24 protein-coding genes and 1 pseudogene are annotated in these 24,218 nt (G+C 66.6%); 11 read left to right on the top strand and 14 right to left on the bottom strand.

The window, feature by feature from the left end; translation table 11 throughout:
* Positions 1-83: 83 nt before the first annotated feature.
* A pseudogene (locus P2Q66_RS18895) lies at positions 84-239 on the top strand (DUF429 domain-containing protein); the annotation flags it as partial.
* A gap of 27 nt (positions 240-266) precedes the next feature.
* Here P2Q66_RS18895 and P2Q66_RS18890 read toward each other — a convergent pair.
* The 3 genes from P2Q66_RS18890 to P2Q66_RS18875 form a co-directional block, all read right to left on the bottom strand.
* Positions 267-791 carry a hypothetical protein gene (locus P2Q66_RS18890; protein ID WP_275730578.1) on the bottom strand — a complete coding sequence of 175 codons (525 nt, stop codon included), beginning with the start codon at positions 789-791 and terminating at the stop codon, positions 267-269.
* A gap of 65 nt (positions 792-856) precedes the next feature.
* Positions 857-1,555, bottom strand: coding sequence for a hypothetical protein (locus P2Q66_RS18885; RefSeq protein ID WP_275730576.1), 699 nt, complete (start codon positions 1,553-1,555; stop codon positions 857-859).
* Positions 1,556-2,025: 470 nt separating this feature from the next.
* Entirely contained in the window at positions 2,026-4,407 is a 2,382-nt protein-coding gene (locus P2Q66_RS18875; RefSeq protein WP_275730575.1) for a phosphoketolase family protein, read from the bottom strand.
* Between the two features lie 167 nt (positions 4,408-4,574).
* Here P2Q66_RS18875 and P2Q66_RS18870 point away from each other — a divergent pair, with 167 nt between their 5' ends.
* On the top strand, positions 4,575-5,174 hold the full coding sequence (locus tag P2Q66_RS18870) for a hypothetical protein (RefSeq protein ID WP_275730574.1): 600 nt from the start codon (positions 4,575-4,577) through the stop codon (positions 5,172-5,174).
* Here P2Q66_RS18870 and acnA read toward each other — a convergent pair.
* Positions 5,171-7,804 carry an aconitate hydratase AcnA gene (gene acnA, locus P2Q66_RS18865; protein ID WP_275730573.1) on the bottom strand — a complete coding sequence of 878 codons (2,634 nt, stop codon included), beginning with the start codon at positions 7,802-7,804 and terminating at the stop codon, positions 5,171-5,173. The genes P2Q66_RS18870 and acnA overlap by 4 nt on opposite strands.
* A 45-nt stretch (positions 7,805-7,849) precedes the next feature.
* Between acnA and P2Q66_RS18860 the strand changes: the two genes are divergently transcribed.
* Complete coding sequence (locus tag P2Q66_RS18860; RefSeq protein WP_275730572.1) at positions 7,850-8,518, top strand: GntR family transcriptional regulator; 669 nt, start codon at positions 7,850-7,852, stop codon at positions 8,516-8,518.
* A gap of 46 nt (positions 8,519-8,564) precedes the next feature.
* Here P2Q66_RS18860 and P2Q66_RS18855 read toward each other — a convergent pair whose 3' ends face one another.
* The 3 genes from P2Q66_RS18855 to P2Q66_RS18845 form a co-directional block, all read right to left on the bottom strand.
* The gene (locus tag P2Q66_RS18855) at positions 8,565-9,149 is read right to left on the bottom strand and encodes a histidine phosphatase family protein (RefSeq protein WP_275730571.1); all 585 of its coding nucleotides are present in this window, start codon (positions 9,147-9,149) and stop codon (positions 8,565-8,567) included.
* Positions 9,150-9,219: 70 nt separating this feature from the next.
* On the bottom strand, positions 9,220-9,606 hold the full coding sequence (locus P2Q66_RS18850; RefSeq protein WP_275730570.1) for a hypothetical protein: 387 nt from the start codon (positions 9,604-9,606) through the stop codon (positions 9,220-9,222).
* Positions 9,607-9,624: 18 nt separating this feature from the next.
* Positions 9,625-10,485: an HAD family hydrolase gene (locus P2Q66_RS18845; protein ID WP_275730568.1), complete on the bottom strand. Its 861-nt coding sequence runs from the start codon at positions 10,483-10,485 to the stop codon at positions 9,625-9,627.
* A 257-nt stretch (positions 10,486-10,742) separates the two neighbouring features.
* On the opposite strand from P2Q66_RS18845, the gene P2Q66_RS18840 reads away from it, so the two are divergent.
* Positions 10,743-11,777: a hypothetical protein gene (locus P2Q66_RS18840; RefSeq protein ID WP_275730566.1), complete on the top strand. Its 1,035-nt coding sequence runs from the start codon at positions 10,743-10,745 to the stop codon at positions 11,775-11,777.
* 36 nt (positions 11,778-11,813) lie between these two features.
* Here P2Q66_RS18840 and serS read toward each other — a convergent pair whose 3' ends face one another.
* Positions 11,814-13,094: a serine--tRNA ligase gene (gene serS, locus P2Q66_RS18835; protein ID WP_079596884.1), complete on the bottom strand. Its 1,281-nt coding sequence runs from the start codon at positions 13,092-13,094 to the stop codon at positions 11,814-11,816.
* 90 nt (positions 13,095-13,184) lie between these two features.
* Here serS and P2Q66_RS18830 point away from each other — a divergent pair, with 90 nt between their 5' ends.
* Complete coding sequence (locus P2Q66_RS18830; protein ID WP_079596885.1) at positions 13,185-14,240, top strand: diacylglycerol kinase family protein; 1,056 nt, start codon at positions 13,185-13,187, stop codon at positions 14,238-14,240.
* Between the two features lie 50 nt (positions 14,241-14,290).
* Here the strand turns inward: P2Q66_RS18830 and P2Q66_RS18825 are convergent, their stop codons facing one another.
* The 3 genes from P2Q66_RS18825 to P2Q66_RS18815 form a co-directional block, all read right to left on the bottom strand.
* On the bottom strand, positions 14,291-14,497 hold the full coding sequence (locus P2Q66_RS18825; protein ID WP_079596886.1) for a hypothetical protein: 207 nt from the start codon (positions 14,495-14,497) through the stop codon (positions 14,291-14,293).
* Positions 14,498-14,591: 94 nt separating this feature from the next.
* The gene (pheA, locus tag P2Q66_RS18820) at positions 14,592-15,572 is read right to left on the bottom strand and encodes a prephenate dehydratase (RefSeq protein ID WP_275730562.1); all 981 of its coding nucleotides are present in this window, start codon (positions 15,570-15,572) and stop codon (positions 14,592-14,594) included.
* A complete protein-coding gene (locus P2Q66_RS18815) occupies positions 15,572-15,898 on the bottom strand; it encodes a rhodanese-like domain-containing protein (RefSeq protein WP_115524722.1) in 327 nt (108 codons plus the stop codon). The genes pheA and P2Q66_RS18815 overlap by 1 nt, the downstream gene beginning before the upstream one ends.
* A 109-nt stretch (positions 15,899-16,007) precedes the next feature.
* On the opposite strand from P2Q66_RS18815, the gene P2Q66_RS18810 reads away from it, so the two are divergent.
* The 6 genes from P2Q66_RS18810 to P2Q66_RS18785 all read left to right on the top strand — a co-directional run bounded on the left by P2Q66_RS18810 (position 16,008) and on the right by P2Q66_RS18785 (position 19,896).
* Positions 16,008-16,739: a peptidase E gene (locus tag P2Q66_RS18810; protein ID WP_275730558.1), complete on the top strand. Its 732-nt coding sequence runs from the start codon at positions 16,008-16,010 to the stop codon at positions 16,737-16,739.
* Positions 16,732-18,138, top strand: coding sequence for an amidase (locus P2Q66_RS18805; protein WP_275730555.1), 1,407 nt, complete (start codon positions 16,732-16,734; stop codon positions 18,136-18,138). The genes P2Q66_RS18810 and P2Q66_RS18805 overlap by 8 nt, the downstream gene beginning before the upstream one ends.
* 124 nt (positions 18,139-18,262) lie before the next feature.
* Positions 18,263-18,490 (top strand): hypothetical protein, encoded by a 228-nt coding sequence (locus tag P2Q66_RS18800; protein ID WP_079596891.1) that lies wholly within the window; start codon positions 18,263-18,265, stop codon positions 18,488-18,490.
* Between the two features lie 148 nt (positions 18,491-18,638).
* Positions 18,639-18,842, top strand: a complete 204-nt coding sequence (locus tag P2Q66_RS18795) for a hypothetical protein (RefSeq protein ID WP_115524725.1) — start codon at positions 18,639-18,641, stop codon at positions 18,840-18,842.
* A 190-nt stretch (positions 18,843-19,032) separates the two neighbouring features.
* Entirely contained in the window at positions 19,033-19,392 is a 360-nt protein-coding gene (locus P2Q66_RS18790; RefSeq protein WP_275730550.1) for a hypothetical protein, read from the top strand.
* 81 nt (positions 19,393-19,473) lie between these two features.
* Complete coding sequence (locus P2Q66_RS18785; RefSeq protein ID WP_176156832.1) at positions 19,474-19,896, top strand: LapA family protein; 423 nt, start codon at positions 19,474-19,476, stop codon at positions 19,894-19,896.
* Between the two features lie 40 nt (positions 19,897-19,936).
* On the opposite strand, the gene P2Q66_RS18780 is transcribed toward P2Q66_RS18785, so the two are convergent.
* The 3 genes from P2Q66_RS18780 to P2Q66_RS18770 form a co-directional block, all read right to left on the bottom strand.
* Positions 19,937-21,463, bottom strand: a complete 1,527-nt coding sequence (locus P2Q66_RS18780; protein WP_275730548.1) for a carboxyl transferase domain-containing protein — start codon at positions 21,461-21,463, stop codon at positions 19,937-19,939.
* Between the two features lies 1 nt (position 21,464).
* Positions 21,465-22,691: a CoA transferase gene (locus tag P2Q66_RS18775; protein ID WP_079596895.1), complete on the bottom strand. Its 1,227-nt coding sequence runs from the start codon at positions 22,689-22,691 to the stop codon at positions 21,465-21,467.
* Positions 22,692-22,759: 68 nt separating this feature from the next.
* A complete protein-coding gene (locus P2Q66_RS18770) occupies positions 22,760-24,124 on the bottom strand; it encodes an SLC13 family permease (RefSeq protein ID WP_079596896.1) in 1,365 nt (454 codons plus the stop codon).
* Positions 24,125-24,218: the final 94 nt, after the last annotated feature.

Raw genomic sequence — 24,218 nt, 5'->3', positions numbered from 1 at the left:
GGCACAAGCCTTGCAGAACCGGGACGGGGCGTCATCCAACGTCCACTGCGGCAGCGGGGTTCCCGGAGGTAAAGTCTGGTCACGTGAAAACGCTCGGAGTGGACCTGGCAGCCGCCACGAAGAAGACCGCGGCGGCGGTCATTGAGTGGCTCCCGGGTTCCGCACGGCTGGTGCACCTGTCCCTGGACGTGGACGACCAGGAGATCGTGGAGCTGTTCGGCGCCAGCGAAATGACCGGCGCCGCTGTTCCCAAGGATATTTAGCTACTAAGGTTTGATCACTTCGATGATCGGAACGCCGTCTGTTTCTGTGATGCCCAGATCACGCTGAGCGGCAGCTAGCAGGGCGTCCCTTTTGCCGTGAAACTGGTGGCTGAGTTCTGCGAGGATTGGGTCCCTTGGTTGTGGCGGCTGCGGCTGGGACAGGATGCGCCGAGAGCGGTTGATTTCCATGCCGAGAGCCCTCTGAGCCATCCGGACCTCACTGGAGGCTAACAGTAGGAGCCGATGGTTCTTGACCACGCCGGACGCCGCCAGCACCTGTTGCACTGTCGTGCCGTGCTCGTTGTTATACCTAGAGAACTGGTGGATGAAGGCCTGGACCTCCTCAAGAAACTCGGTATAAGCCTCTGTTTTCTTATCCCTGATCCAGGATTCATGAGCCTGGTCCTGCTCGCGCTTCCACTTGGAGTCAGCATCCCTCCTGTCTGCCCGCAGCCTGAGATATCCCACAATTCCATTGATAATGGCGGCTCCCACCGCGCCGCCCAGCAGGGGCCACAAGAATTCCATGGAGCCAACATACACAGCAAGACCCCGCCTCTTGTGAAGCGCAGTCTCCGGCTAACCTTCCTACATCAGGCTAGCTCGCGTTCGGTACTGGCTGGCATGGAAGGCTTGTCTCCGTCAAAGTTGCTGTTGTCGTCGTTATCACGGCTGTTCCGATCCTCCTGATTCCGCTTGTTGATGATTTCGTCGTCCTCGCTGTGACTGCCGATGTCACGTCGGACAGCGTCAACGTAGACGACCATGTGGTCGGTCACGCCCATGTAAATCACGGCACATTCGTCTACTAGCTTTTCGGCATTGCCCTTTGCTTCCTCATTCTCCGTGTCCTCCGCCAACGCCTCGTAGGCCAGACGAGTCAACTTGTGAGCAAAGGCAAAATCTTCAAGTCCACGTTCGATGTCCAGGGCAGCTGAACGAACATCAGAGGTTCCCACGAGCTTTAGTTTGGACCGCGACGCCGCTACTTCATGATCCATTTCCAGCACATCCGAAAATGACGTAGCCCAGATTGTCCGTGCTCGTTTTTCTGCCAGCGCTAGAAAGTCAAAATAGACATCCTGTTTCTTATTCCGCAGCCACGTTTCATGTTCGGCCTCCAACGTCGCTAGGTGCTTCTGCGCATCTAGAAGCTGTGCACCTGCGAGAGTGTCCTTAGTGTTGGCTCGGTTTGTCCGGGCGGTGAACACCGCGCCACCCAGTCCGCCTATGACTGCCGAACTAGCGGAGATTAGAGCGGTCAGAACAAGTCGTTGTGTTTCGGCATCCATCTCTCAAAGTTATCCGCTGACGCCCTAAACCTATTTGCGCTGGCCACTGACACTCCGCGTCGGCTTCAGCGCGCTACGCACTCATCTAGCGAGGGCACATTCTTGTGATGAAGCTAACTCAGCGCTTCGCTTTCCTCGTGGCAGCTTGAGGCTGGTGCCCATATTCTGCCAGTCTTCCGCCACATCGAGATGGTGCCTGAACATTGCCGTATGAAGCTGAACGCCTGGCCACCTCGTGAAAGCTCACGGCGCAGGCGCCGTGGCTGGACCTGGCCGGGCACGGGAACAAACTGGCCGGATCGGACGACCTGTTTGACGCCGTCGTCGCTTCCCTTACCGCCCGCGCGGTGGCCCGCCGGCTGACCCTGGTGCCGGACCGGGCCCACGCGGCCGCCGCCCGCACGGAGGGCTGGATCCACCTGCCCTCCGCGAAACTCGACGCGCTGGTCGAATAGGACCGCGCTGCTCCGCTAGGAGCGCTGCCAGTTCCGGATCTCCTCCGGGTCCTCGCCGTCCGTCCGGGTGTGTTCAAAGGCCCGCATGCGGCGGTCCTGGAGGTCCTGCCGCAGGAGCGAGTGCTTCTCAGCCAGCCCCGGCACGCGGTCGATGGCGTCGATGGCCAGCTGGAAGCGGTCAATGCCGTTCAGCATGGCCATGTCGAAGGGCGTGGTGGTGGTGCCCTCTTCCTTGTAGCCGCGCACGTGCAGGCCTTCCTGGTTGCTGCGCCGGTAGGCCAGCCGGTGGATCAGGGCGGGATAGCCGTGGTAGGCGAAGATGATCGGCTTGTCCCTTGTGAAGATGCCGTCAAAGTCGCGGGCCGGGAGTCCGTGCGGGTGCTCGCTCTCGTCCTGCAGCCTCATCAGGTCCACCACGTTGACCACCCGGACTTTCAGCCCCGGCGCACCTTCCCGCAGGAGTTCCGCGGCGGCCACGGTCTCCACGGTGGGTACGTCGCCGGCGCAGGCCAGCACGACGTCGGGCTCCTCGCCGGGCACCTCGGACCCGGCGAAGGTCCAGATCCCCAGCCCGCGCCGGCAGTGGTTCGCGGCGTCCGCCGGCCCCAGCCAGGTGGGTGAAGGCTGCTTCCCGCTGACCACGATGTTGACGTAGTCCGTGGACTCCAGGCAGTGCTCCATCACGGACAGCAGCGTGTTGGCGTCCGGCGGCAGGTACACCCGGATGACCTCCGCCTTCTTGTTCACGGCATGGTCGATGAACCCGGGATCCTGGTGTGAGAACCCGTTGTGGTCCTGCTGCCACACGTGCGAGGACAGCAGGTAGTTCAGCGAAGGCACGGGCTGGCGCCACGGCAGGGTGCGGTGCACCTTCAGCCACTTGGCGTGCTGGTTGAACATGGAATCGACAATGTGGATGAAGGCCTCGTAGCAGCTGAAGACGCCGTGCCGGCCGGTGAGGAGGTAGCCTTCCAGCCAGCCCTGGCACAGGTGCTCGCTCAGCACCTCCATGACCCTGCCGGACCGCCCAAGGTGCTCGTCGACGTCGTCAATCCGGTACTGCCACACCTTGTCCGTGACCTCGTAGACGTTCTGCAGCCGGTTGGACGCCGTCTCGTCCGGGCCGAAAAGCCGGAACGTTTCCTTGTTCAGCGAGATGACGTCCCGCATCCAGGAGCCCAGGGTGATCATGGGGCTGACCCGTTCGGTTCCCGGCTGCACAACCTCGACGGCGTGGTCCCGGTAGGCGGGCAGCTTCAGGGCGCGCCGGAGCACGCCGCCGTTCGCGTGCGGCGTGGCGCTCATCCGGAAGTCCCCCGTGGGGGCACCCTCGGCGACGTCGGGCCGGAGCCGGCCGTCGCCGTCGAACAGTTCTTCCGGCCGGTAGGACTGCAGCCACTCCTCAAGCTGGCCCAGGTGCCCACTGTTGGTGCGGACCTCGGAGAGCGGGACCTGGTGGCTGCGCCACGTGCCCTCCACCTGCAGCCCGTCCACGTAGCGCGGCCCGGTCCAGCCCTTCGGCGAGCGCAGGACGATCATGGGCCAGCGCGGCGCGCCGTCTTCCCCTGCGTCCGGATCGGCCGAGGGTGACCGGTGCACGTCATGGATGGCACGGATGTCCGCGAGGCACCGGTCCAGCGCCTCGGCGAAGTCCCGGTGGGCCTTTTCCGTGGCGGCCGGATCGTCCACCGTGACGAAGTACGGCTCGTGGCCGTAGCCGCGCAGCAGGTGTTCCAGCTGCTGTTCGGGCATCCGCGCAAGGACCGTGGGGTTGGCAATCTTGTAGCCATTGAGGTGCAGGATGGGCAGCACGGCGCCGTCGGCCGCGGGGTCCAGGAAGTTGTGGGAGTGCCAGCTGGCGGCCAGCGGTCCGGTCTCCGCCTCGCCGTCGCCAATGACGACGGCGGTGACCAGCTGGGGGTTGTCGAACACTGATCCGTAGGCGTGCGCCAGGGAGTACCCGAGTTCGCCGCCCTCGCTGATGGAGCCGGGGCTTTCCGGGGCGGCATGGCTGGGGATTCCGCCGGGGTAGGAGAACTGGCGGAAGAGCTCGGCCAGGCCCGCTTCGTCGTTGCCCACGTGGGCATAGATCTCCGAGTAGGTGCCTTCCAGCCAGGCATTGGCGACGACGGCGGGGCCGCCATGGCCGGGACCGGCCACGAAGAGCATCTCGGTGGAGTCGCGGCGGATGACGCGGTTCAGGTGGGCGTAGACGAAGTTCAGCCCCGGGGTGGTCCCCCAGTGGCCCAGCAGGCGGGACTTGGTGTGCTCTGCCTTGAGCGGTTCGCGCAGCAGGGGGTTGGCCCGGAGGTAGATCTGGCCCACCGAAAGGTAGTTGGCTGCCCGCCACCAGCGGTCGACGAGTTCGAGTTCTTCCTGCCCCATGCTGCCGGCCATAACCATCCTCACGTCGGGTGCGCCGCCCGTCAGCGGCCGTCCCTCCATCGCAACAGATGGGCCGGGCTGAGGCAACCTCTGCCCATGCTTTGCTGCCACCATCTCCCATTTGACCAGCCGTAATACGAGATTCCCTGATTCCTGCTTCCGGGTAGTGTGTACCCAGAATGTTCACGCTGACCATCAATCAAACGGACGTCCGGCGCGATGGGGACCGGGTACCGCAGTTGCTCAAGGACCTGCGGCACATCCCCGCGCGCCTGGACTTCGACCGCTCGGTGGAGGATGAAGTCCAGGGCATTGTTGACTCTCCGAACCAGGCGGTGGATGCGGCGTTGATCGCGCTGCGCAGCGGTTCCTGGTACGTGGGGATCGGCGTTGGCCCTGTCAGCGAGCCGCTTCCCAACCAGATTAAGGATGCCTCCGGCCACGGCCTGGTCTATGCCCGGCGTGCAGTGGACCGGCTGCGCAGCAGCAAGGAGCGGGTTCCGGTGGCCGTCGAAGGGCCGCTGGCGGATATTGCACATGACGCCGAGGCCGTGCTGCGGCTCCTGGGGCATATTGTCCGAGACCGGTCCGAGGCGGAGTGGCGCGTGCTTGACCTGCTGACGCCGGGCGTGCGCGGGCAGCAGAAAGCCGTGGCGCAGGAACTGGGCATCACCACCCAGGCCGTCAGCAAAGCGGTGGCGCGGGCGCAGTGGAACGAGGAACACGCCGCCCGTCCCGCGGCAGCCAGGCTGTTGGGCTTGATCCTCGAGGTGCGCTAAGACGTTACCCCGGTGCCTTGCAGTGTCCTGCGGAGGATCATGGGGATGACGCCGCCCACGGCCAGCAGTTCACATTCGAGCCGGGTTTCCACGGCCGTGACGGCTGTGAAGGCTTCTTCAGTCCCGTCCGCGCGGACAATTGTGGCCGGGATGCCCGCGCGGGGGCTGATCCGCTCTTCGGCGGCGTCCAGCATAATCCGGTCACCGGGTTTCAGGCTGAGAAGGCTGCCCCTCATGGCCGGCGGCATAACGATCGGAAGGATGCCCATGCCGATGAGGTTGGAGCGGTGGATCCGTTCAAAGCCGGCGGCGATGACTGCGCGGACGCCGAGCAGCCGCTGGGCCTTGGCGGCCCAGTCCCGCGAGGACCCCATGCCGTACCGCTCGCCGGCCACCAGGACCACGGATTCGCCCCCGGCCCGGTAGCGCTGCGCCGCGTCCCAGATGGGCATGCTGTCCCCGGAGGGCGCGTGGATGGTCTGGCCTACCGGAGCTTCCGGGTGCAGGAGGTTCCTGACGGACTTGTTGTGGAAGGCGCCGCGGGCCATGACTTCCCAGTTGCCGCGGCGGGAGGCGAAAACGTTCAGGTCGGCCCTGTCCTCGCCCCGGTCCACGAGGAAGTCCGCCACGCCGCTGGCGGGCGGGATGGCACTTGCCGGCGAGATGTGGTCCGTGGTGATGTCATCGCCCAGGACCAGCAGCGGGTGGGCCGTGTACTGCCCCAGGAGGCTTCCCTCGGAAAGCGCCGCGAAGGGCGGCCGGCGCAGGATGGTGGACGTTTCCTCCCAGGGGTAGCGGGCGCCGTCGGGAGCCTCGACCCGCTGCCACTGCGGATCCTGGCTTGCGGCCAGGAAGTCCCGGCGGAAATCGGCGGGATGGTTGGCCGTCACCACCAGGGCATCGATGTGTTCGCGGGCGGGCCACAGGTCGCTCAGGTAGACAGGTGTTCCGTCTGGCGCATGCTGCACGGGCTCGGTGCTGAGGTCGCGCTTCGCATCGCCGGCCAGGGCGAACGCCACCACCAGCGGCGGGGACATGATGAAGCCGAGTTCCACGTCGGGATGCACCCGGCCGGGAAAATTGCGGTTGCCGGACAGGATGGCCACCGGCTCACTGGTGCCCTCTTTCTGGACTGTGGTGACGGCAGGGGTAAGCGGTCCCGGATTGCCGATGCAGGTGGTGCAGCCAAAGCCCACGATGTCGAAGCCCACTGACGCAAGGTCATCGACGAGACCGGCGCGCCTCAAGTAAGTGGCGGCCGCCGGAGACCCAGGAGCCAGGGATGTCTTGACCCAGTCCGGGACTGCCAGGCCCCTTCGGCGGGCGTTGCGGGCCAGCAGCCCGGCGGCGATCAGCAGGCGCGGATCCGAGGTATTGGTGCAGCTGGTGATCGCGGCAAGGGCTACCGGGAAGTCCGGAAGCGGCCCGGCGCCCGGGCTGGCGGGCCCGCTCTCCTGCTGCAAGGCTTCGCGGATACCGCCCACGGGCAGGAGGTCCTGGGGCCGCCGCGGCCCGGCAGCGTGCATGTCAATGGTGGAGAGATCGATATCGACGACCCGCGTGTACACCGGGGCAGCCTGCGGATCGAACCAAATACCTGCCTGCCGGGCGTACGCCTCAACGAGCCGGATGTGCTCTGCCGGACGGCCGGTGCCCGTGAGGTAGTCCAGGGTCATGTCGTCGATGGGGAAGTAGCCTGTGGTGGCGCCATACTCGGGTGCCATGTTCGCGACGACGGCCCGCTCCCCCGCCGTCAGGGTGGAGACGCCGGGCCCGAAAAATTCGACGAACTCGCCCGTAACACCGACTTCACGGAGACGGTGGGTGATGGTCAAGGCGAGATCGGTGGCCAGGGTGCCGGTCCTCAGCTCCCCGGTGAGCCGGACTCCGACGACGTCCGGGATGCGCAGGGTGGCGGGCATGCCGAACATAACGGTCTGCGCCTCCAGCCCGCCGACGCCCCAGCCCAGGACGCCCAGGCCGTTGATCATGGGGGTGTGGCTGTCGGTGCCCACCATCATGTCCGGAACCGCCCACCGGACGCCGTCTTTCTCAATCGTGGTCACCACGGTGGCCAGCTGCTCGAGGTTGATGGTGTGCATGATCCCGGTACCCGGCGGGTTGATGTGCACATCATTCATCGCCTTCGATGCCCATTTGAGGAACTGGTAGCGTTCCCGGTTCCGGCGGATCTCGTGCCTGAGGTTCCGGGCTGCCGCATCGAGGCGCCCGTACTCTTCCACGGCCAGCGAATGGTCGATCGAGACGTCCACCCGGAGCAGCGGATTCAGGGCCATCGGGTCCTGCCCGTGCTCGGCCAAGGTATCCCGCATGGCGGCGATGTCCACCAGCGCCGGGGTGCTGGTGGTGTCATGCATCAGTACGCGGATGGGCAGGAAGTCGATTTCGGCGGTACTGCTTCCGGTGTCCAGCCAGCGGCGGAGGGCGCCCAGGGCTTCCGCACGCTCGTGGCCGCGCATGTTCCGCTGGACGTTTTCAGCAAGCAGCCGCAGGACGACGGGCAACCTGCCGTAGTCGGGGCCGAAAGCACCTTCAGTGTCGGTCATCCGCAGCACGTCGCCGCTCACGCGGAGTTGGGTGAAGGGGCCGCAGTTCTGGGCTGGCGTCACGGGTAGACTATAGCTTATAACCTAGCCCGCCTGAGGAGTTCACCCTTGCCTGTCCCGCCACCGATACTCACGAAGAATGCCTACGCCTACGAGGAATTGCGGCGCCGCATCCTCACGGGGGAAATTGAGGAGGGCTCGGTGTTGAGCCAGTCGAGGCTGGCCCAGGAAATAGGCGTGAGCACCACCCCGTTGCGGGAAGCCCTGCGCCGCCTGGCGGCCGAGGGACTGGTGGAACTGAAGTCACACTCAGACGCGCGGGTGGCCGCCCTGACGGCGGATGAAGCCAGGGACCTCTACCTCATCCGTGAGAACCTCGACCCCCTGGCGGCGGGCCTCGCCGCGGAGAGCCGGACGCCGTCGGACATTGACGATATCCAAGCCGCACTGGCGCAAGTGGTCCCGCTTCGGGATGCATCCGATCTTGCGGCGATGAGGGCCCACCGCGATTTTCACCGCGCCATCTACACGGCGTCCCACAACCCGCTGCTGACAGGCATCCTGGAGGGTCTGTGGGACAAGGCCGACCGCTACCGGCAGGTGGGCCTGAGGGGTCAGGAGGAGTCAGAAAAGGACCGGCTCCGGGTACAGGAAGAACATCAGCAGATTGCCGAAGCCGTCATTTCCGGCGACGCCGCCCGCGCCCGGGACATCATGCACCGGCACATCGTGGGCAGCCTGGGCCGGCGGGCAATCGCCGTGTTGAGCACGGACTGACCCCGCCGGATCAGCGGGGGGGGTCGGATCAAACCCTGCGTTCGACTCAGCCCTGGGTAGCAGCCAGAACAGGTTCGCCGTTGAAGTATTCGAGCTGCCAGCCTTCGATGGCGTGGTGGTGCGCCAGGTTAAGGACCGCGTTGTCCACACTCGTCAGCGTTCGGCCAATGGCGCGGCTCAGGCTCACGCGGAGCAGGGTGCCGTGCGTAACCACCAGGAGCCGCTGGCCGCGGAACTCCTCAGCCAGGGCCTCCAGCGCACCGAGTCCCCGCTCGGCTGCCTCGTCCTCGCTCTCGGCGCCCTGGAACCCGCCGGGGACGCGCAGCGCGTCCAGTTCGGGTCCGGTCTGCATGCCCTCCGCCGGTCCGAAGCTGCGCTCGGTGAGTTCCGGAACGCGGCGCACCACTTCCAGCCCGAGCCCTTCGGCAATCAAGTCTGCGGTTTCGGCCGCCCGGCTCAACGGCGAGGAGACGATCGCGTCCCATTCGTACGGGGCAAGGACGGCGACGGCGTCACGCGCCTGGCCGCGGCCGACGTCGTTCAGCGGGATATCGGTTGATCCCTGCAGCCGGCGCTCGGCATTCCAGTCGGTCTGGCCGTGGCGGACGAGGGCGAACGTCGTAAGGGTCATGCCTTCTATTCTGCCTTGACTGCAACGGGGCTCTGGCACCGGAGTCTGCCGCGATGTCCGCGCCGGCGCATCAGCTAAGGGCCAAGACCAGGTAAAGCACGGCCAGGACAAGCGCGACCGGCGTCATGACCAGGCGCTCCGGCTTGCTCCTGGAGATGGCGTTCATGACGACGCCGAGCGCGAAGTACCCGGTCAGCACCCAGATGATGACGGCTGCGGCGGACTCGCCGCCCAGCGGCGGTACCGTACCGGCCCTGCCCAGCGCCGCATACCCGAAAAGCGCATAGAGGACGATGGAAACGGCGCTGCCGATCCGCAACCTGGCGGGCAGCACGGCATGTTGCCCTCCCCAGGCAAGCCTGCCAAGCGGGGCACCGGCAATAAGGGCGGCCTGGAAGACGGCCAGGCCGGCCAAAACCACGCAGGCAGCAAGCGCTGCCATCTGGACCCAGGCCATGCGGACCCTGGTCCTGCGCTACAGCAGGCTGCGCAGCACGTGGGCGGCGCCGTCGTCGAACACGGAGTGGGTAATTTCGTCCGCGGCGGCGATGACTTCCTCCGGAGCCTGGCCCATGGCCACTCCCCGCCCCGCCCATCCGAGCATCTCAATGTCGTTGCGGCCGTCGCCTATGGCCACCGTCCGGTCGGGATCGATGCCCAGCTGGAGGCGGAGGTTTTCCAGCGCACTGGCCTTGGTGACACCGGCTGCAGCGATGTCAAGCCAGGCGGTCCAGCCCACCGAGTACGTGACGCCGGCGAGGCCCACATGCTCAATCGCCTCGTTGAACTCCTCGGGGGTGTTTTCGGTGCTGAACACCACAACGCGGACGGCCGTGGCCTCAAGCATGGTGTGGAAGTCGACGCCTACGGCCTCGACACCGAAGCTCGGGTCCTGGAAGCGCTCGGTGGAGAGGAAGTTGCCATCCTCATCCTCCAGCGCGTACTTTGCGGCGGGCAGCCTCTCTCGGAGGGCCCGGAGCGCGGGGGCAGGATCAAAGGTGGCCTTGTGGATGACCTCGTAGCCGTTGTCCAGCTCGGGGTGCAGCCGCAGGGTCACGCCGCCGTTGCAGCACACCGCGTACCCGCGCTCAATCCCGATGTTCTCGATGACGGGAAGCGTGGCGTTGAGCGACCGGCCGGTGGCGATCATGACCTCATGTCCGGCGGCCACCACAGCCTGTGCGGCTTCCCGCACGCCCGGTGACATGTGGCCGTCGTGGTCTACGAGCGTGCCGTCCACGTCCAGGGCGACCATCAGCTTCAGGCCATTGTTGTCGTTGTCGTTCTCTCGCCGGTCATCGTTGCCGGCGACTGAGGTTTCAGTCAGCGTTGTCATTCACATAGTGAACCAGACGTCCCTGAAGGACGCTAGGACGCGCGCCACAGAGTTATTGAACCGAAAGTGAACATCCCGTGCCGGCGGTTCCGTTTTCGGCCCACGCCGGCCGCACGCTCGGTTACCCCCGCTCAATGGTCAATTCCCCTCCGCGTTCCGCGGGGAAAAGCGAACATAGGGGGGAATTGTTTGGACTTATCCACATGGCGGTATCTTTGCCTGGCTGTCCGGGTAGGCTCCGCCCAGCATGGGGGGTTATGGAATCCGCTCCCGCAGCCCTGATCCTGTCCACCCGCAGACGAGTCCTGACGGGAAGCAGCCGCGACCTCAGCCGCGCGTATGCGAAGGGAAACTTGATCCGTGTGAGGGCAGGCGCCTACTACAGCAAGCCGGCATGGCTGGCGCTCAAGGCCTGGGACCGCTACACGGTGACGGTAGCGGCAGTGGCAGCTGTAGATCCCTCGGTGAGGTTCTGCTTCCTGACAGCCTTGCGGATCTGGCGGCTGCCGCTTCCCAGCGTTCCTGAGCACGTTCACATCCTGACGTCATCACGGCACAAAGCGGGCAGGCTTGCTTCCACGACCCGGGCAGCAAGGGATGCCAAAACTGGGCTGACCGGGCTGGAATCAACGAGAGGATATGGACTGTTCCGGCATCACTGGGAGGTTGACACCGTCGAGGCGCACGGTTTCGCGGTAACGTCACTGGCGCAGACGGTGGTTGACTGTGCGGTCCGGATGGAACTCCCCGCAGCTGTGGCGGTAGTGGACGAGGTGTTGGGGCGCCGCTGCAAGGTTGGGCCAGGTTTGTCGAGGGCCGAGCTTCAACAAGCGTCAGCGCGCCTCGGATCTGCTGCGAAGCTGCGCCGGCTCATGGATATCCTCGCACTGGCTGACGAAGCATCCGAGTCTGTTGGGGAGTCCCGGAGCAGGGCACTCATCCACGTCTTGGGGCTCCCGGCTCCCGTCCTGCAGCACTCCTTCCGCGACAGCGAAGGGTTCATCGGGCGGACCGACTTCTTCTGGCCCGAGTTCGGCGTCATCGGCGAGTTCGACGGAGACGCCAAATACCTCGAGGACGAGCAGCTGGGCGGCCGGAGCACCCGTGAGGCCATCCTGGCCGAGAAGAAACGCGAGGACCGCCTTCGGGCACTCGGCTACAAAGTTGTCCGCTGGGACTGGAAAGCAGTGACCAACCCTGAGCTGCTGAGGCAGAAGCTCGCCGCGGCGGGGATCACAACGCGAAAATCCCCGTCATATGGACGAATCCCCTTGGCGTTACCAGGGGATTAGACCCTTTGACGGGGATTTTCGAGGCGCGGCGGGAAACTACAGGACCGGGAGGACCTCAAGGCCGCCCAGGTACTTCTGCAGGGCCTTGGGCACGTTCACGGAGCCGTCGGCGTTCTGGTGGTGCTCAAGGAGCGCCACGATCCAGCGGGTGGTGGCAAGGGTGCCGTTCAGGGTGGCCACGGCGCGGGTGCCCTTGGCCACGCCCTCCGAGTTCACCGCACGCTCACGGATGTTCAGCCGGCGGGCCTGGAACGTGGTGCAGTTCGAGGTAGACGTCAGCTCGCGGTACGCGCCCTGGGTGGGAACCCATGCCTCGCAGTCGTACTTCCGGGCGGCGGAGGTGCCGAGGTCGCCGGCGGCGGTGTCGATCACGCGGTACGGCAGCTCGCACTTCGCCAACATTTCCTCTTCCCAGGCCAGCAGGCGCTGGTGCTCGGCGGCGGCCTCTTCAACGGTGGTGTAGATGAACATCTCCACCTTGTTGAACTGGTGCACACGGATGATGCCGCGGGTGTCCTTGCCGTGCGAGCCGGCTTCGCGGCGATAGCAGGAGCTCTGGCCGGCGTACCGGATGGGACCCTTGGAGAAGTCGAGGATTTCGTCGGCGTGGTACCCGGCAAGTGCCACCTCGGAGGTGCCCACCAGGTAAAGGTCGTCTTCGGCGAGACGGTAGATTTCGGCGTCGTGCTTTACATCGAAGCCGGTGCCCTGCATCGTCTCCGGACGCACCAGGGTGGGGGTGATCATCGGGATAAAGCCGGCCTCGATGGCCTGGTCCATCGCCATCTGCAACAGGGCCATCTCCAGCCGGGCCCCCACGCCGCGGAGGAAGTAGAAGCGGGCGCCGGACACCTTGGCACCGCGCTCCATGTCGATGGCGCCGATCAGCTCGCCGATTTCCAGGTGGTCCTTCGGCTCAAAGTCGGGGAACTCACGCGGCGTGCCCACGGTCTTGACCACTACATAGTCGTCCTCGCCGCCCTCGGGAACACCGTCCTCGATGAGGTTCGGGATGGTGCGCAGCAGCTCTTCCTGCTTGGTCTGCGCAGCGTCGGCTTCGGCGGACGCCGCCTTGACCGAGTTGGCCAGCTCCTTGACCTCGGCGAGCAGTGCCTGCTTCTCCTCACCCTTGGCCTGCGCCACCTTTTTGCCGAAAGCGTTCTGCTCGGCCCGGAGGTTTTCGAAGCGGATCAGCGCTGCCCGGCGGGCGGAATCCGCGGAAATGATCGCGTCCACCACTGATTCGTCCGCGCCGCGGGCGCGCTGGCTGGCACGGAACTTGTCCGGGTTTTCGCTGAGGTCTTTTACGTCGATCACCCCATAAGGGTATCCAATACCTCGCACGACGACGGGCGGGCCCCGGGCGTGCCGGATCGGCATCCGCCGCCGGGCTACTGTTGAAGCACCATGAGCGACCTGATTCTCTACCTGCTGATTGCGGTGGCGCTTGCCTTCGCCATCTCCAGCTGGTGGGGCGTGCGCAAGCTCAAGGCCCTGCATATCCGCAGCGCGGTGGGCGGGGACGCGCACGAGTCGGGACTCAGCCAGCAGCGCGTCGCCGTGATCCTGAACCCCATCAAGACGCGCTCCGGTGAGGCGAGGGCAGACATCCAGCGCGCCTGCGTCACGGCGGGCTGGGATGAGCCCGTCTTTTTTGAAACCACTGCGGAGGACCCCGGCTTCGGCCAGGTGCAGGCCGCGCTGGCGCACAAGCCCGACGTCGTCCTGGTGGGCGGCGGCGACGGTACCGTGCGGGTGGTGGCCGAGTCCCTTGCCCACACGGGAGTGGCCATGGGCCTGATTCCGCTGGGGACCGGCAACCTGCTGGCGCGGAACGTGGACCTGGACGTCAACGACCTGCACGCCAACGTCCAGACGGCGCTCTTCGGCCGGCAGCGTTTTATCGATACCGCCCGGATGGCGATCGAGAACTCCCGCACCGGACATTCCTCGGAGCATGTTTTCCTGGTCATCGCCGGCATCGGCATGGACGCCGAGGTGCTGGCAGATACAAACGCCGGCCTGAAAAAAGCCGTGGGCTGGCTCGCCTACACCGAGGCCGGTATGCGGCACCTTCCCGGCCGGCGGAAGAAGATCTCCATCTCGCTGGACGGCAGCCCCGAGCAGGCCCGGAACATCCGCAGCGTCCTTTTCGCCAACTGCGGCCTGGTGCCCGGCGGCATCGACTTCATCCCGCAGGCCATGATCGACGACGGCATGCTGGACGTGGTGGTGATGAGCCCGCGCAGCGCCCTGGGCTGGCTGCTGATGTACGTCAAGATCCTGTTCAAGCACAGCGGCAAGCTGCCCATCATGACTGTGTACCGGTCCGGCAGGATCGTCATCAAATGCCCTGAACCGATGCCCACACAGCTCGACGGCGACACATCAGGCGAGGCCACCCGGCTGACAGTCCAGGTGGATCCACGGTCGTTGCTCGTGCGGGTGAGAAGTCAGGTTTAGGACGGGCTGCAACTGTTCGATAAGGGGCGGCTGGCAGGGCACGGAACCTGTCAGGCGTGGGCTTCCTTCGCAGCCTGGGCTGCGGCCTTGGCGGCAGCGCGGGCTTCGGACTGCTCACGGATCATTGCCTGTTCCTCTTCGAAGCGCAGGCGGTCAGCACGGTCTGCGTCGTCGCCGTCCCAGTCCTGGTTGTCGGCAGTGGGCCGGGGGTTGACGATCATCCCCTGGCCATCGTTGTCTGTGCTGCTGGTAGTCATGACCCGCTCCCTTCGTTAGGGGCCATCCCCCATGTGGATCAAGTAAGCATACGCACTTGTCCACAGCCCCGGAAGTACCCGCGACGGCATTTACCTACGCTGTGGGCGAAGCGGCGGAAACGTTTTCTGCCGGTGAAGACCCGGGCTGCAGGATGGACGCCACCCAGGACGTTGCCGCCGCGAACGCCTCATCCGACGTGTGGGACTCCACCGCTGTTTCCTGCATGTCCGCCCGGGGATATGAGCCCAGGAAACGGGTGTTGGGGCTGATCCGGTGAAGGCCGGCCAGGGCATCTGACACGCGCGCATCGCCCGCATGGCCATCGGCGTCGATGCTGAAAAAGTAGTGGCCGAGGTACTGCCCGGTGGGGCGTGATTCGATGCGGCTCAAGTTTACGCCGCGGCTGGCGAACTGGTCGAGGATTTCCATGAGGGCGCCCGGCCGGTCCTCCGGGAGTGGAACCACAACGGTCGTCTTGTCCGCGCCTGTCCGTTCCGGCAGCCTGCCCGGCCGGCTGACCAGGATGAAGCGCGTCACCGCGCCCGGGTTGTCGCCGATGTTCTCAGCGATAACGGAGAGACCGGGCTGTTCCCGGGCCACCAGCGGCGCGCAGATGGCGGCGTCGTAGTGGCAGTCCTCATCCAGCAGGCCCATGGCCGACGCGGCGGTGGAGGATCCTGGAACGTATTCCGCAGCGGGAATGTTCTTGTCCATCCAGAGCCGGCATTGTGCCCAGGCATGCCCGTGGGTTGACACCCTGCGCACGTCTGCCAACTCCACACCGGGCCGGGCCGCCAGAACGAAGCTGATGGGAACCAGGACCTCGCGGATGATCCGCAGTTCCTGCCCGTTGGCGATCGCGTCGAGAGTGGCGGTGACGCCGCCCTCCACGGAGTTCTCGATGGGGACCATTGCCGCGTCAGCTGCACCGTCCCGGACCAGGTCCAGGGCCGCGTTGACGTTCGACGCCGGGATGCGGGTGGCCTGGACAGCGTCCGGTACCTGCATCAGGGCGGCTTCGGTAAAGGTTCCCTCGGGGCCCAGGAAGGCGTAGGTGACGGCGGAGCCGGGCATCAGAGGACGATCGGCTTGAGACCGTTGTCCGAGACCAGCGGCTTGCCCAGCTCCAGCCACTGGTCCATGCCACCGGCCACGTTGATCGCGGTGTATCCCTGGCCGTTGAGCCACTGCGCGACGCGGAAGGAGCGGCCCCCGGTGCGGCAGATGATGTAGAGGTCCTCGTCCGGATCAAGTTCGTCCAGGCGCGCCGGGATCTGGTCCATCGGAATGTGGACGGCATCTTCGGCGTGCCCGGCCACCCATTCGTAGTCCTCCCGGACGTCCACAATTACGGCGTCGGAAGGGATGTCCTGGACGGGAACGGTATCGAAATCACTCATGGGAAGTCCTGTCGTGGCGGTCGGATGCACCGTTAAGCCTAGTGCTTCCACCGCGGGCGGGTCCGGCAGCCAGGCAAGTTAGGCTTCTAGGAAACCCTGAGGAGGACGCGTGCCCGCAGAGCAGCCCACCATCCTGGCCACCTCGGGCGGCCTCAAGCCAGGCGCCCGGACGCGGCTGGAGTTTGACCTGCTCCTGCATCACGCCGTGGAGCTATCCGGCGTCAGCGGGCGCGCCCCAAGAGTGGCCCACCTCGGCACAGCGGGCGGCGACCAGCGCGCGTTCAACGCGGAGCTGGATGAGGCAGCGCGCCTGGCCGGGGTCCGGTTCAGCCACCTGAACCTGTTCACCATGCCCAACCATCCGGACCCGGCAGCGCATCTCCTGGAGCAGGACGTGGTCTGGGTCAGCGGCGGTTCGGTGGTGAACCTCCTGGCGGTGTGGCGCGCCCACGGGCTGGATAGCATCCTGCGCACCGCGTGGCAGGAGGGAGTGATCCTGGCCGGTGTGTCCGCAGGCTCCATCTGCTGGTTCCAGGGCGGCACCACTGATTCTTTCGGTCCCGAACTGCGCGCCGTGGGCAATGGCCTGGCGCTGCTGCCGTACGCCAACGGCGTGCACTACGATTCGGAAGCGCGCCGGCGGCCCCTGGTCCACCGGCTCGTTGCGGACGGAACCCTCGGGGAAACGCATTGCACGGACGACGGCGTGGGGCTGGTCTACCGCGGCACGTCACTTGTGGAGGCCGTGTCCGAGGTCCGGGGCAAGGGCGCGTACAGGGTCACCCGCGGAGGAGACGGCGACGTGGTCGAGGAGATGGTGGAGCCGCGGTACCTTGGCTGAGCTTCACGAGCTGTCGGCCGTCGCGCTGAGGGACGCCCTGCATTCAGGGGAAGTCTCTGCAAAGGACGCCGCCGCCCACTTCCTGGCCAGGGTGGAGCAGCACAATCCGCTGCTGGGCGCATTCGTCACCGTCACAGCGGAACACGCCATGCGGCAGGCTCTGGCGGCAGATGCCCGGCGTTCCCAGACACCCGCCAGCGCACTGCCCGTCCTGCACGGCATGCCGCTGGCCTTCAAGGACCTCACGGATGTGGCCGGGGTGGTGACCACCCACGGCAGCGCTGCCCTGGACCACAAGCCGGCGCCCGCGGATGCCCCGCTGGTGGCGCACCTGAAGGAGGCTGGTGCGATCTCCCTGGGAAAGACCCAGGTTCCCGAATTCGGCCTCACGGCCTACAGCGAAAACCGCATCGCACCGCCGTCGCGCAATCCCCATGCCTTGAGCCGGAGCTCCGGCGGCTCCTCGGGCGGGAGTGCGGCAGCGGTGGCGGCCAACCTGCTTCCCTTCGCCCCGGGCACCGACGGCGGCGGTTCAGTCCGGATTCCGGCGGCCGCCTGCGGACTGGTCGGGTTGAAGCCGGGCCGGGGCCTGGTGCCTGCCGGGGAAAGCCAGGGCGACCCCGCCAGGCTGGTGGTGGCCGGCCCGCTGGCCCGGAGCGCCGCCGACGCCGCGCTCATGATGGATGCCCTTGTCCCGGACGCCGCATTTTTGGATGCGCTGGCGCAGGAGCCCCCGCGGCTGCGGATCGGCGTCACGCTGGACAGCCCATGGTCCGGAACGTTCCCGTTCACCGCGGAGCCGGAAGCGCTGGAGGCGCTTGAGGCCGGCGAGAAGCTGCTGGAGCACGCAGGGCACAGCGTCACCGAGGCAAGCATCCGCTACGACAACCGGTACCCGGACGCCTTCACCACGGCCTGGACCGCCGGCGTGGGCGCCGCCAGGATCAGCCCCCAGCGGGAAGCGCTGCTGGCCCCGCTGACCCGCACCTTCCGCCGTCGCGCCCAGCAGCGCAGCCCGGCCAAACTGGCCGAAGCGCTCGCGTTCCTGCGGCAGTTCCAGCAGGACACCGTGACGCAATATGCACAGTGGGACCTGCTCCTGATGCCTGCACTGGCACAGACCCCACGCCCGGTGGGCTGGTTCACCGGGACGGCACACGGCGATGAGCGCTGGCCTGCAACGCAGTGGCCGGGGGATGCCGACGGCGACTACCGGAAACAGTGCGAATACGCGCCGTGGTCATCCATGGTCAACGTCTGCGGCCTTCCCGCGATCACCGTTCCGGTGCACTGGACGGGCAATGCGGCGGGCACCGGGCTCCCCATGGGGATCCAGCTGGTGGGACCGATGGGCTCGGAGGCCCTCCTGCTGCGGGTGGCCCACCAGTTGGGATTCTAGCGGGACGGTAGTTGACCTGCGCCTAACGCCCCTTTGACCCTCCCGTAACCTGGCGGGAGCAGACTCTTATCAGCGCCTTTCCGCATCCTCCACCTGGCCAAAGCTCAACGAGGAGTTGCCCATCATGAACGCTGAATTCCCGAGTGCTGCCACTGGACAAGCCGGCGTGGGTGAAGAATTCCGGCCGGACCTGAGCAATGCCACGGTCCGGGAAGACCTGGCAAAAACCGGCCGCTGCGCAATGGTGCACCTTCCCACCGGCAGGACCTGCCTCCGTCCCCTCCGCCACCTTGGCCCCTGCGATTTCCACGGGCCCGAAGAGGCCGAGACGGTCGCCGCCACGGCCCAATAACCGTGGCCCGGGGGGCCGGCAGCGCAGCAGCCTCGCAGCCTGGACAGCAAGGGCGCGGCACCGGGTAGTGCCGGATTGCCTGCAGGGTGTCGACTCTTGGGCACATCGGGAGGACGATTAAGGGGCAGTCACGATAAGGAGGTCTGCGATGTGCTATTCATCCAGCAAGGACTTCGGGTGGGGCGTTAAGAAGGAAACCCACCGCCAGCCTGAAGCCAAGCAGGAAACCCCGGCGGAAACTCCGGAGCAGGAAGTCAAGGCACAGGACTACACGTTCTGGGCCTTCCCTAACTGGCGCAGGACGCCACGGCCCAGCACCCCCTCCGGCGAACGGAGCAAGGAAAGGGTCTGACACAGTGCGGTTCAACATTGTGCCGGTCTGACGAAATGCCGGTCCGGCACAGTGCCGGTTTGGTACAGTGCCGACGTCCTCGGAAGGGCCTCCCCAAGGGGCCCTTCCGTTGCGTCCGGGCTTGGCCAGGCAGGGCTTGGCCAGACGGAGCCTTCCGCCGCCGGGGCGCCTCTTGCCGGAGAATGGACGCATGCCCGGTTTCTACGTACACGAAGCCACCCTCCGGTTGGACCCCGCCGCCGACTCAGCGGCGCCCGGAGCTGCGATCACCGTAGCCCTGTGCGGCAGCTGGGAGCACCCCCCGCCGTGCCCGCTCGCCGCCCACCACACTGCCGTCCAACAGGACGGACAGTCCGTGAGGCTGCGGACCGTCTTCGCGGCCGATCCACGGCAGGAAGCCGAGGTCCGCCGTCGTATTGACGCTGCGCTTGCCAAAGGATCGCAGGCCAGCCCGGACGGCACCCTGTCCCGCTGGACGCTGGTGGGGACCAAAGCTGCCGAACTGACCACGGCAGAGCTCGAGCACGCGCAACGAATCGCCGGCAGTTAGCAGGCGCGGCGTTGTGCCAGCCGAAACCTCCCCGCTAAGGTTGCATTATAAGCATGCTTATCATCCTGGAAGGGGACGTGAATGAGTGCTGGACAGTACACGCCGGGGACTGACGGACCGATGGAGCCGCGCGACAATGGAACGCCGCCGGCCGACCGGACCGGAACGCCGGGGGTACCCGCCGCGCGCCCCGCAGACTCATCACCTGCCACAACCCCGCCCGCCCCGGCAGGTGCCGGCGAACCCAAGGTGACCCGCGCCGGCGTGGTGTGGGCCGCGGTGGTAGCGGCCCTTGCGCTCCTGATCCTGCTGATTATCTTCATCCTGCAGAACCAGGACCTCGTGCTGGTCAGGTTCCTGGGCTTCGAAGGAAGCTTGCCGCTGGGCATGGCACTGTTTATCGCCAGCGTGACCGGCGGGGTCCTGGTAGCGGCGGCAGGCGGCGCGCGCATCCTCCAGCTCCGCGCCAATGCCCGCCGGGCGCGGGCAACGCAGCGAAGGTAGAGCGCCCCGAAGCATCACAGAGCGGACAGCCACCGCAGGCTCAGAAGCTCCCCAGGGTGCGGTACTTCCCCGCCCGCGCTGCCACCAGCTCGGGAACGGGGATCCCGGCCACGGAACCCAGCTCGTATTCGATGGCGGAGGCCATCCGCCCGCAGAATTCACGGGGCTCCAGCGAGGCGTCGTCGCGTTCATCCACGATGTGGTCCACCAGGCCGTGGGCGTACAGCGACGCAACGTTCACGCCCTGTGCCTGGGCCATGGCAGGGGCAAAGGCCGTGGTCCGGTGGACAATCGCGCTGGCGCCCTCGGGAGGCAGCGGGGACAGCCAGCTGTGCTGGGCGGCGATGGTCCTGTCGGCGGGCAGCAGCGCCAGCGCCCCTCCCCCGGCCCCCTGGCCGAGCAGCACCGAGACCGACGGCGATTCCAGGCCGATCAGCTCGTGCAGCGAGCGTGCGATTTCGCCTGCCAGCCCGCCTTCTTCTGCTTCCTGTGAGAGGGCCGCACCTGCGGTGTCGATGACCGTGAGCAGCGGCAGCCGAAGTTCCTCCGCGAGTTTCATGCCGCGCCGCGCCTCCCGCAGGGAGCCTGGCCCCATCCCGGCAGCGTCCTTCCGCAGCGGGCGGGCGTGCCCCAGGACGATGCAGGACTGGCTGCCGAAGCGGGCCAGGGCCAGCAGGAGCCCGGGGTCCTTTTCCCCTTGCCCGGTTCCGTTCAGGGGCAGGGCATCGGTGGCACCGTATTTGAGGAGCTGGCGCAGGTCGGGCCGCCGCGGCCGGCGGGAGATTTCGATCGACGTCCAGGCATCCACCGGGGCGGGCCGGACGGCCAGGGTGGCAGGTGCGGCAGGCTGGTCAGCCGGCTGGGAAGACAGGTCCAGGCGGGGCGTCAGGATATCCAGCGCCCTGCCCACCAGGTCGGCCAGGTGGCCGGGTTCCACCACGCCGTCGATCAGCCCCTTGTGGAACAGGTTCTCGGCCACCTGCACGTTGTCCGGGAAGGCTTCCCCGTGCAGCGCCTCATAGACCCGGGGGCCCAGGAAGCCCAGCAGTGCGCCGGGCTCGGCCACGTTGATGTGCCCCAAAGATCCCCACGAGGCCATCACCCCGCCGGTGGTGGGGTGGCGGAGGTAGACCAGGTAGGGAAGGCTTGCCTGCCGGTGCGCCCGGACCGCGCCGGTGATCTTGACCATGGACAGGAACGCGAGGGTCCCCTCCTGCATGCGCGTGCCGCCGGACGCGGGCCCGGCCAGCAACGGCAGCCCTTCGGCGGTGGCCCGCTCCACGGCAGCCACGATCCGTTCCGCTGCCGCGTGGCCGATGGATCCCGCGAGGAAGGAGAATTCACTGACGATGACCGCCACACGACGGCCGCGGATGAGGCCGGCGCCGGTGATGACGGATTCGTCGGTGCCGCTGCGTTCCCTCGCCTTGGCCAGGTCCCGCGCGTACTCGTCGGACAGCGCCGGCTCCTGCGCCGGTGTGTCCCAGGAGATGAACGAGCCCTCGTCCACCACAATGTCCAGCAGTTCCGCGGCGCTGAGGTGCCGCACCTTTTCGGTCGTGGGCATGCTATTTCACCCCGGCGGTGGCGGCAGTTGCATCGGCAGGGACAAGGCCCAGCCACTGCCGGATGGATTCGCCGTCGGCATCCAGCAGCGGCGGGGCCGCATGCTCGGTGACCGTGGTTTCCGCGGTGTCGCCGGGTGCGAAGAACCGCAGCGGGGGGCCGGGCAGGCTGACTTTGCCCAGCAGCGGGTGGTCAACGTCCACCACCAGGCCCTGGGACGCCACCTGCTCCCAGGCGTACACCTCGTCCAGCGAGCGGACCTTCCCGGCCGGGATCCCGGCGTCGTTAAGCTTTTGCAGCAGTTCCGCGGCGCCGTAGCCGGCAAAGACGCGTTCGACGGCGGCAATCACCCCGGCGCGGTTCCGCACCCTTTCAGCGTTGCTGGCAAAGCCGGGGGCGGCGGGGTCCAGGCCGAAGGCGGCCGCGAAGGAGGCCCACAGCTTTTCGCTGCCGACACTGATCTGGACGCTGCCGTCCTTGCACGCGAACAGGCCGTAGGGGGCGATGGACGGATGGTGGTTGCCCTGCGCCTGCGGCACTTCCCCGGCCACGGTGGTGCGGGTGCCCTGGAAGGCGTGGACCCCGATCAGGGATGCCAACAACGAGGTGCGCACCACCTGGCCGTGGCCGGTCCGGTCGCGTTCAACCAGCGCCGCCAGTACCCCGAACGCGCCGTTCATCCCTGCCAGCAGGTCGGCGATGGGGACGCCCACGCGCTGCGGATCGTCCGGACCGGACCCGGTGAGGGACATCAGGCCCGCCTCTCCCTGGAGGATCTGGTCGTACCCGCTGCGCTGCGACTCGGGACCGTCGTGGCCGAACCCCGTGATGGACAGGATCACCAGCCGCGGGTTGAGTTCGTGCATGGCCGCGGTCGAGAAGCCCAGCCGGTCCATGACGCCGGGGCGGAAGTTCTCGATCACCACATCAGCCCGCTTCAGGAGCCCGCGCAGCACGGCCTGGCCGTCCCCGCTCTTGAGGTCCAGGCTGATGGATTCCTTGTTCCGGTTGCAGGACATGAAATAGGTGGACTGCAGGTCGTCCTCGGGTCCTACGAAGGGCGGACCCCAGCCGCGGGTGTCGTCACCGGTTCCGGGGTTCTCCACCTTGATGACGCGGGCGCCCAGGTCAGCCAGCATCATGCCGGCATGCGGTCCGGCCAGCGCCCGGCTCAGGTCAACGACCGTGTGCCCGGCCAGGGGGCCTTGGGGATTGTCAGCTCTGCTCATGTGCTGGTTCCTTTTCTGAATATGGGATGGGGCCGTGGATGCCGGCCGGTGCGGGGGGCTTGGGGCGGCTACAGCCAGCCGGGGACCACGAGCGCCAGCCAGGCCAGGGCGGGGCCGGCCACGATCACGATGCCGCTGTAGCCGAGGATCTGCTTGTAGAACCGGTCCTTGTCCACGCCCTCGGGCGCGTTGGCCAGGACCAGGGCGCCGTTGGTGGAGAAGGGCGAGACGTCCACGATGGTGGCGGCAACTGCCAGGGCGCAGATCACGCCGACGGCACCAATTTCACCGGTGGACAGGAACGGCACCGCGAGCGGGATAAGTGCGGCCAGGATTGCGGTGGAGGAGGCGAAGGCGGAGACCACGGCACCGATGTAGCAGATGAGGAGGGCCGCGAGGAGGGGCATGCCCATGCCGGCCACGCCGTTGGAGACGAACTCGATGGTTCCGGCTTCCTCCAGCACCCCGACGAATGTCAGCATGCCGCAGATCAGCAGCACCGTGGACCAGCTGATCTTGTTGATGGCACCCTTCTGCGCGGCAGGAGAGACCAGGGCCAGCACGATGGCGATGGTGATGGAGACAAACCCGACGTCAACCTTGAACCCGAGGGCGACGACGGCCAGGGCGATCAGGCCGCCGATGGTCACCAGCTGCGGGATCCGCTGGGACCGTTCCTTGGTGGCGGCCACGCCGTCGCCTGCTGGGTCGCGGGGGCCGTACATGCCGGAGCCGAAGCCCTTGAAGGCAACGTCGCCGGCCTTGGCTCCGACGCTGACGGCCATCCGCGCTTCGGCGGCCTGTTCCACGAAGTGGCTCATCTTGGAGGACAGGAGCGCCCGCCCGCCCAGGACCACAAAGAGCACCAGGGCGATGATGATGTTGAAGACCAGGCTGGACAGGAACAGTGCAGTGGGACTGAAGGCCAGGTCGGTTTTGGCGAGGATGCCGTTCACGGTGACGCCGTACACGGCGATGGGCGAGAATCCGCCGGCCTGGGCGCCGTGGATGACCATCATGCCCATCAGCAACGGGCTGATCTTGTACTTCCCGGCGAAGCTGAGGGCGATGGGGGCAATGATTGCGACGGCGGCGGGAGACAGCGCGCCAACGGCGGTGATGACTGCGGTGATGGCGAACATCACCCAGGGAATGAGTGCCACCCGGCTTCCCACGAGCTTGACGGCACCGCGCACCAGAAGGTCGATGGTTCCGTTGTTCTGGGCGATGGCGAACAGGTACGTGACGCCGACGATGGTCAGGAAGAGGCCGCCGGGGAAGTTGGCCAGGATGTCGTTGGTGGACATGCCCAGCACCACGGTGCCGAGCAGGAAGGCGCCAACGAAGGCGAGTGCGCCCATGTTCAGGGGCAGGACGGTGGCAAGCAGGAACATCGCCGCCAGGATGATGATCGACAAAACAGGAGCGGACATCGTTGGTCCTCCATTGGGGAAGAAAAATGTGACGTGAGTAACTGGCTCACTGGACTAGCCTCCTAGAGAGTGAGTCTATCTGTCAATAGCCGGC

The sequence above is a fragment of the Arthrobacter sp. Cr_A7 genome, assembly GCF_029222765.1.
Classification (GTDB): Bacteria; Actinomycetota; Actinomycetes; order Actinomycetales; family Micrococcaceae; genus Arthrobacter.
This window is presented reverse-complemented; position numbering and strand designations above follow the sequence as displayed.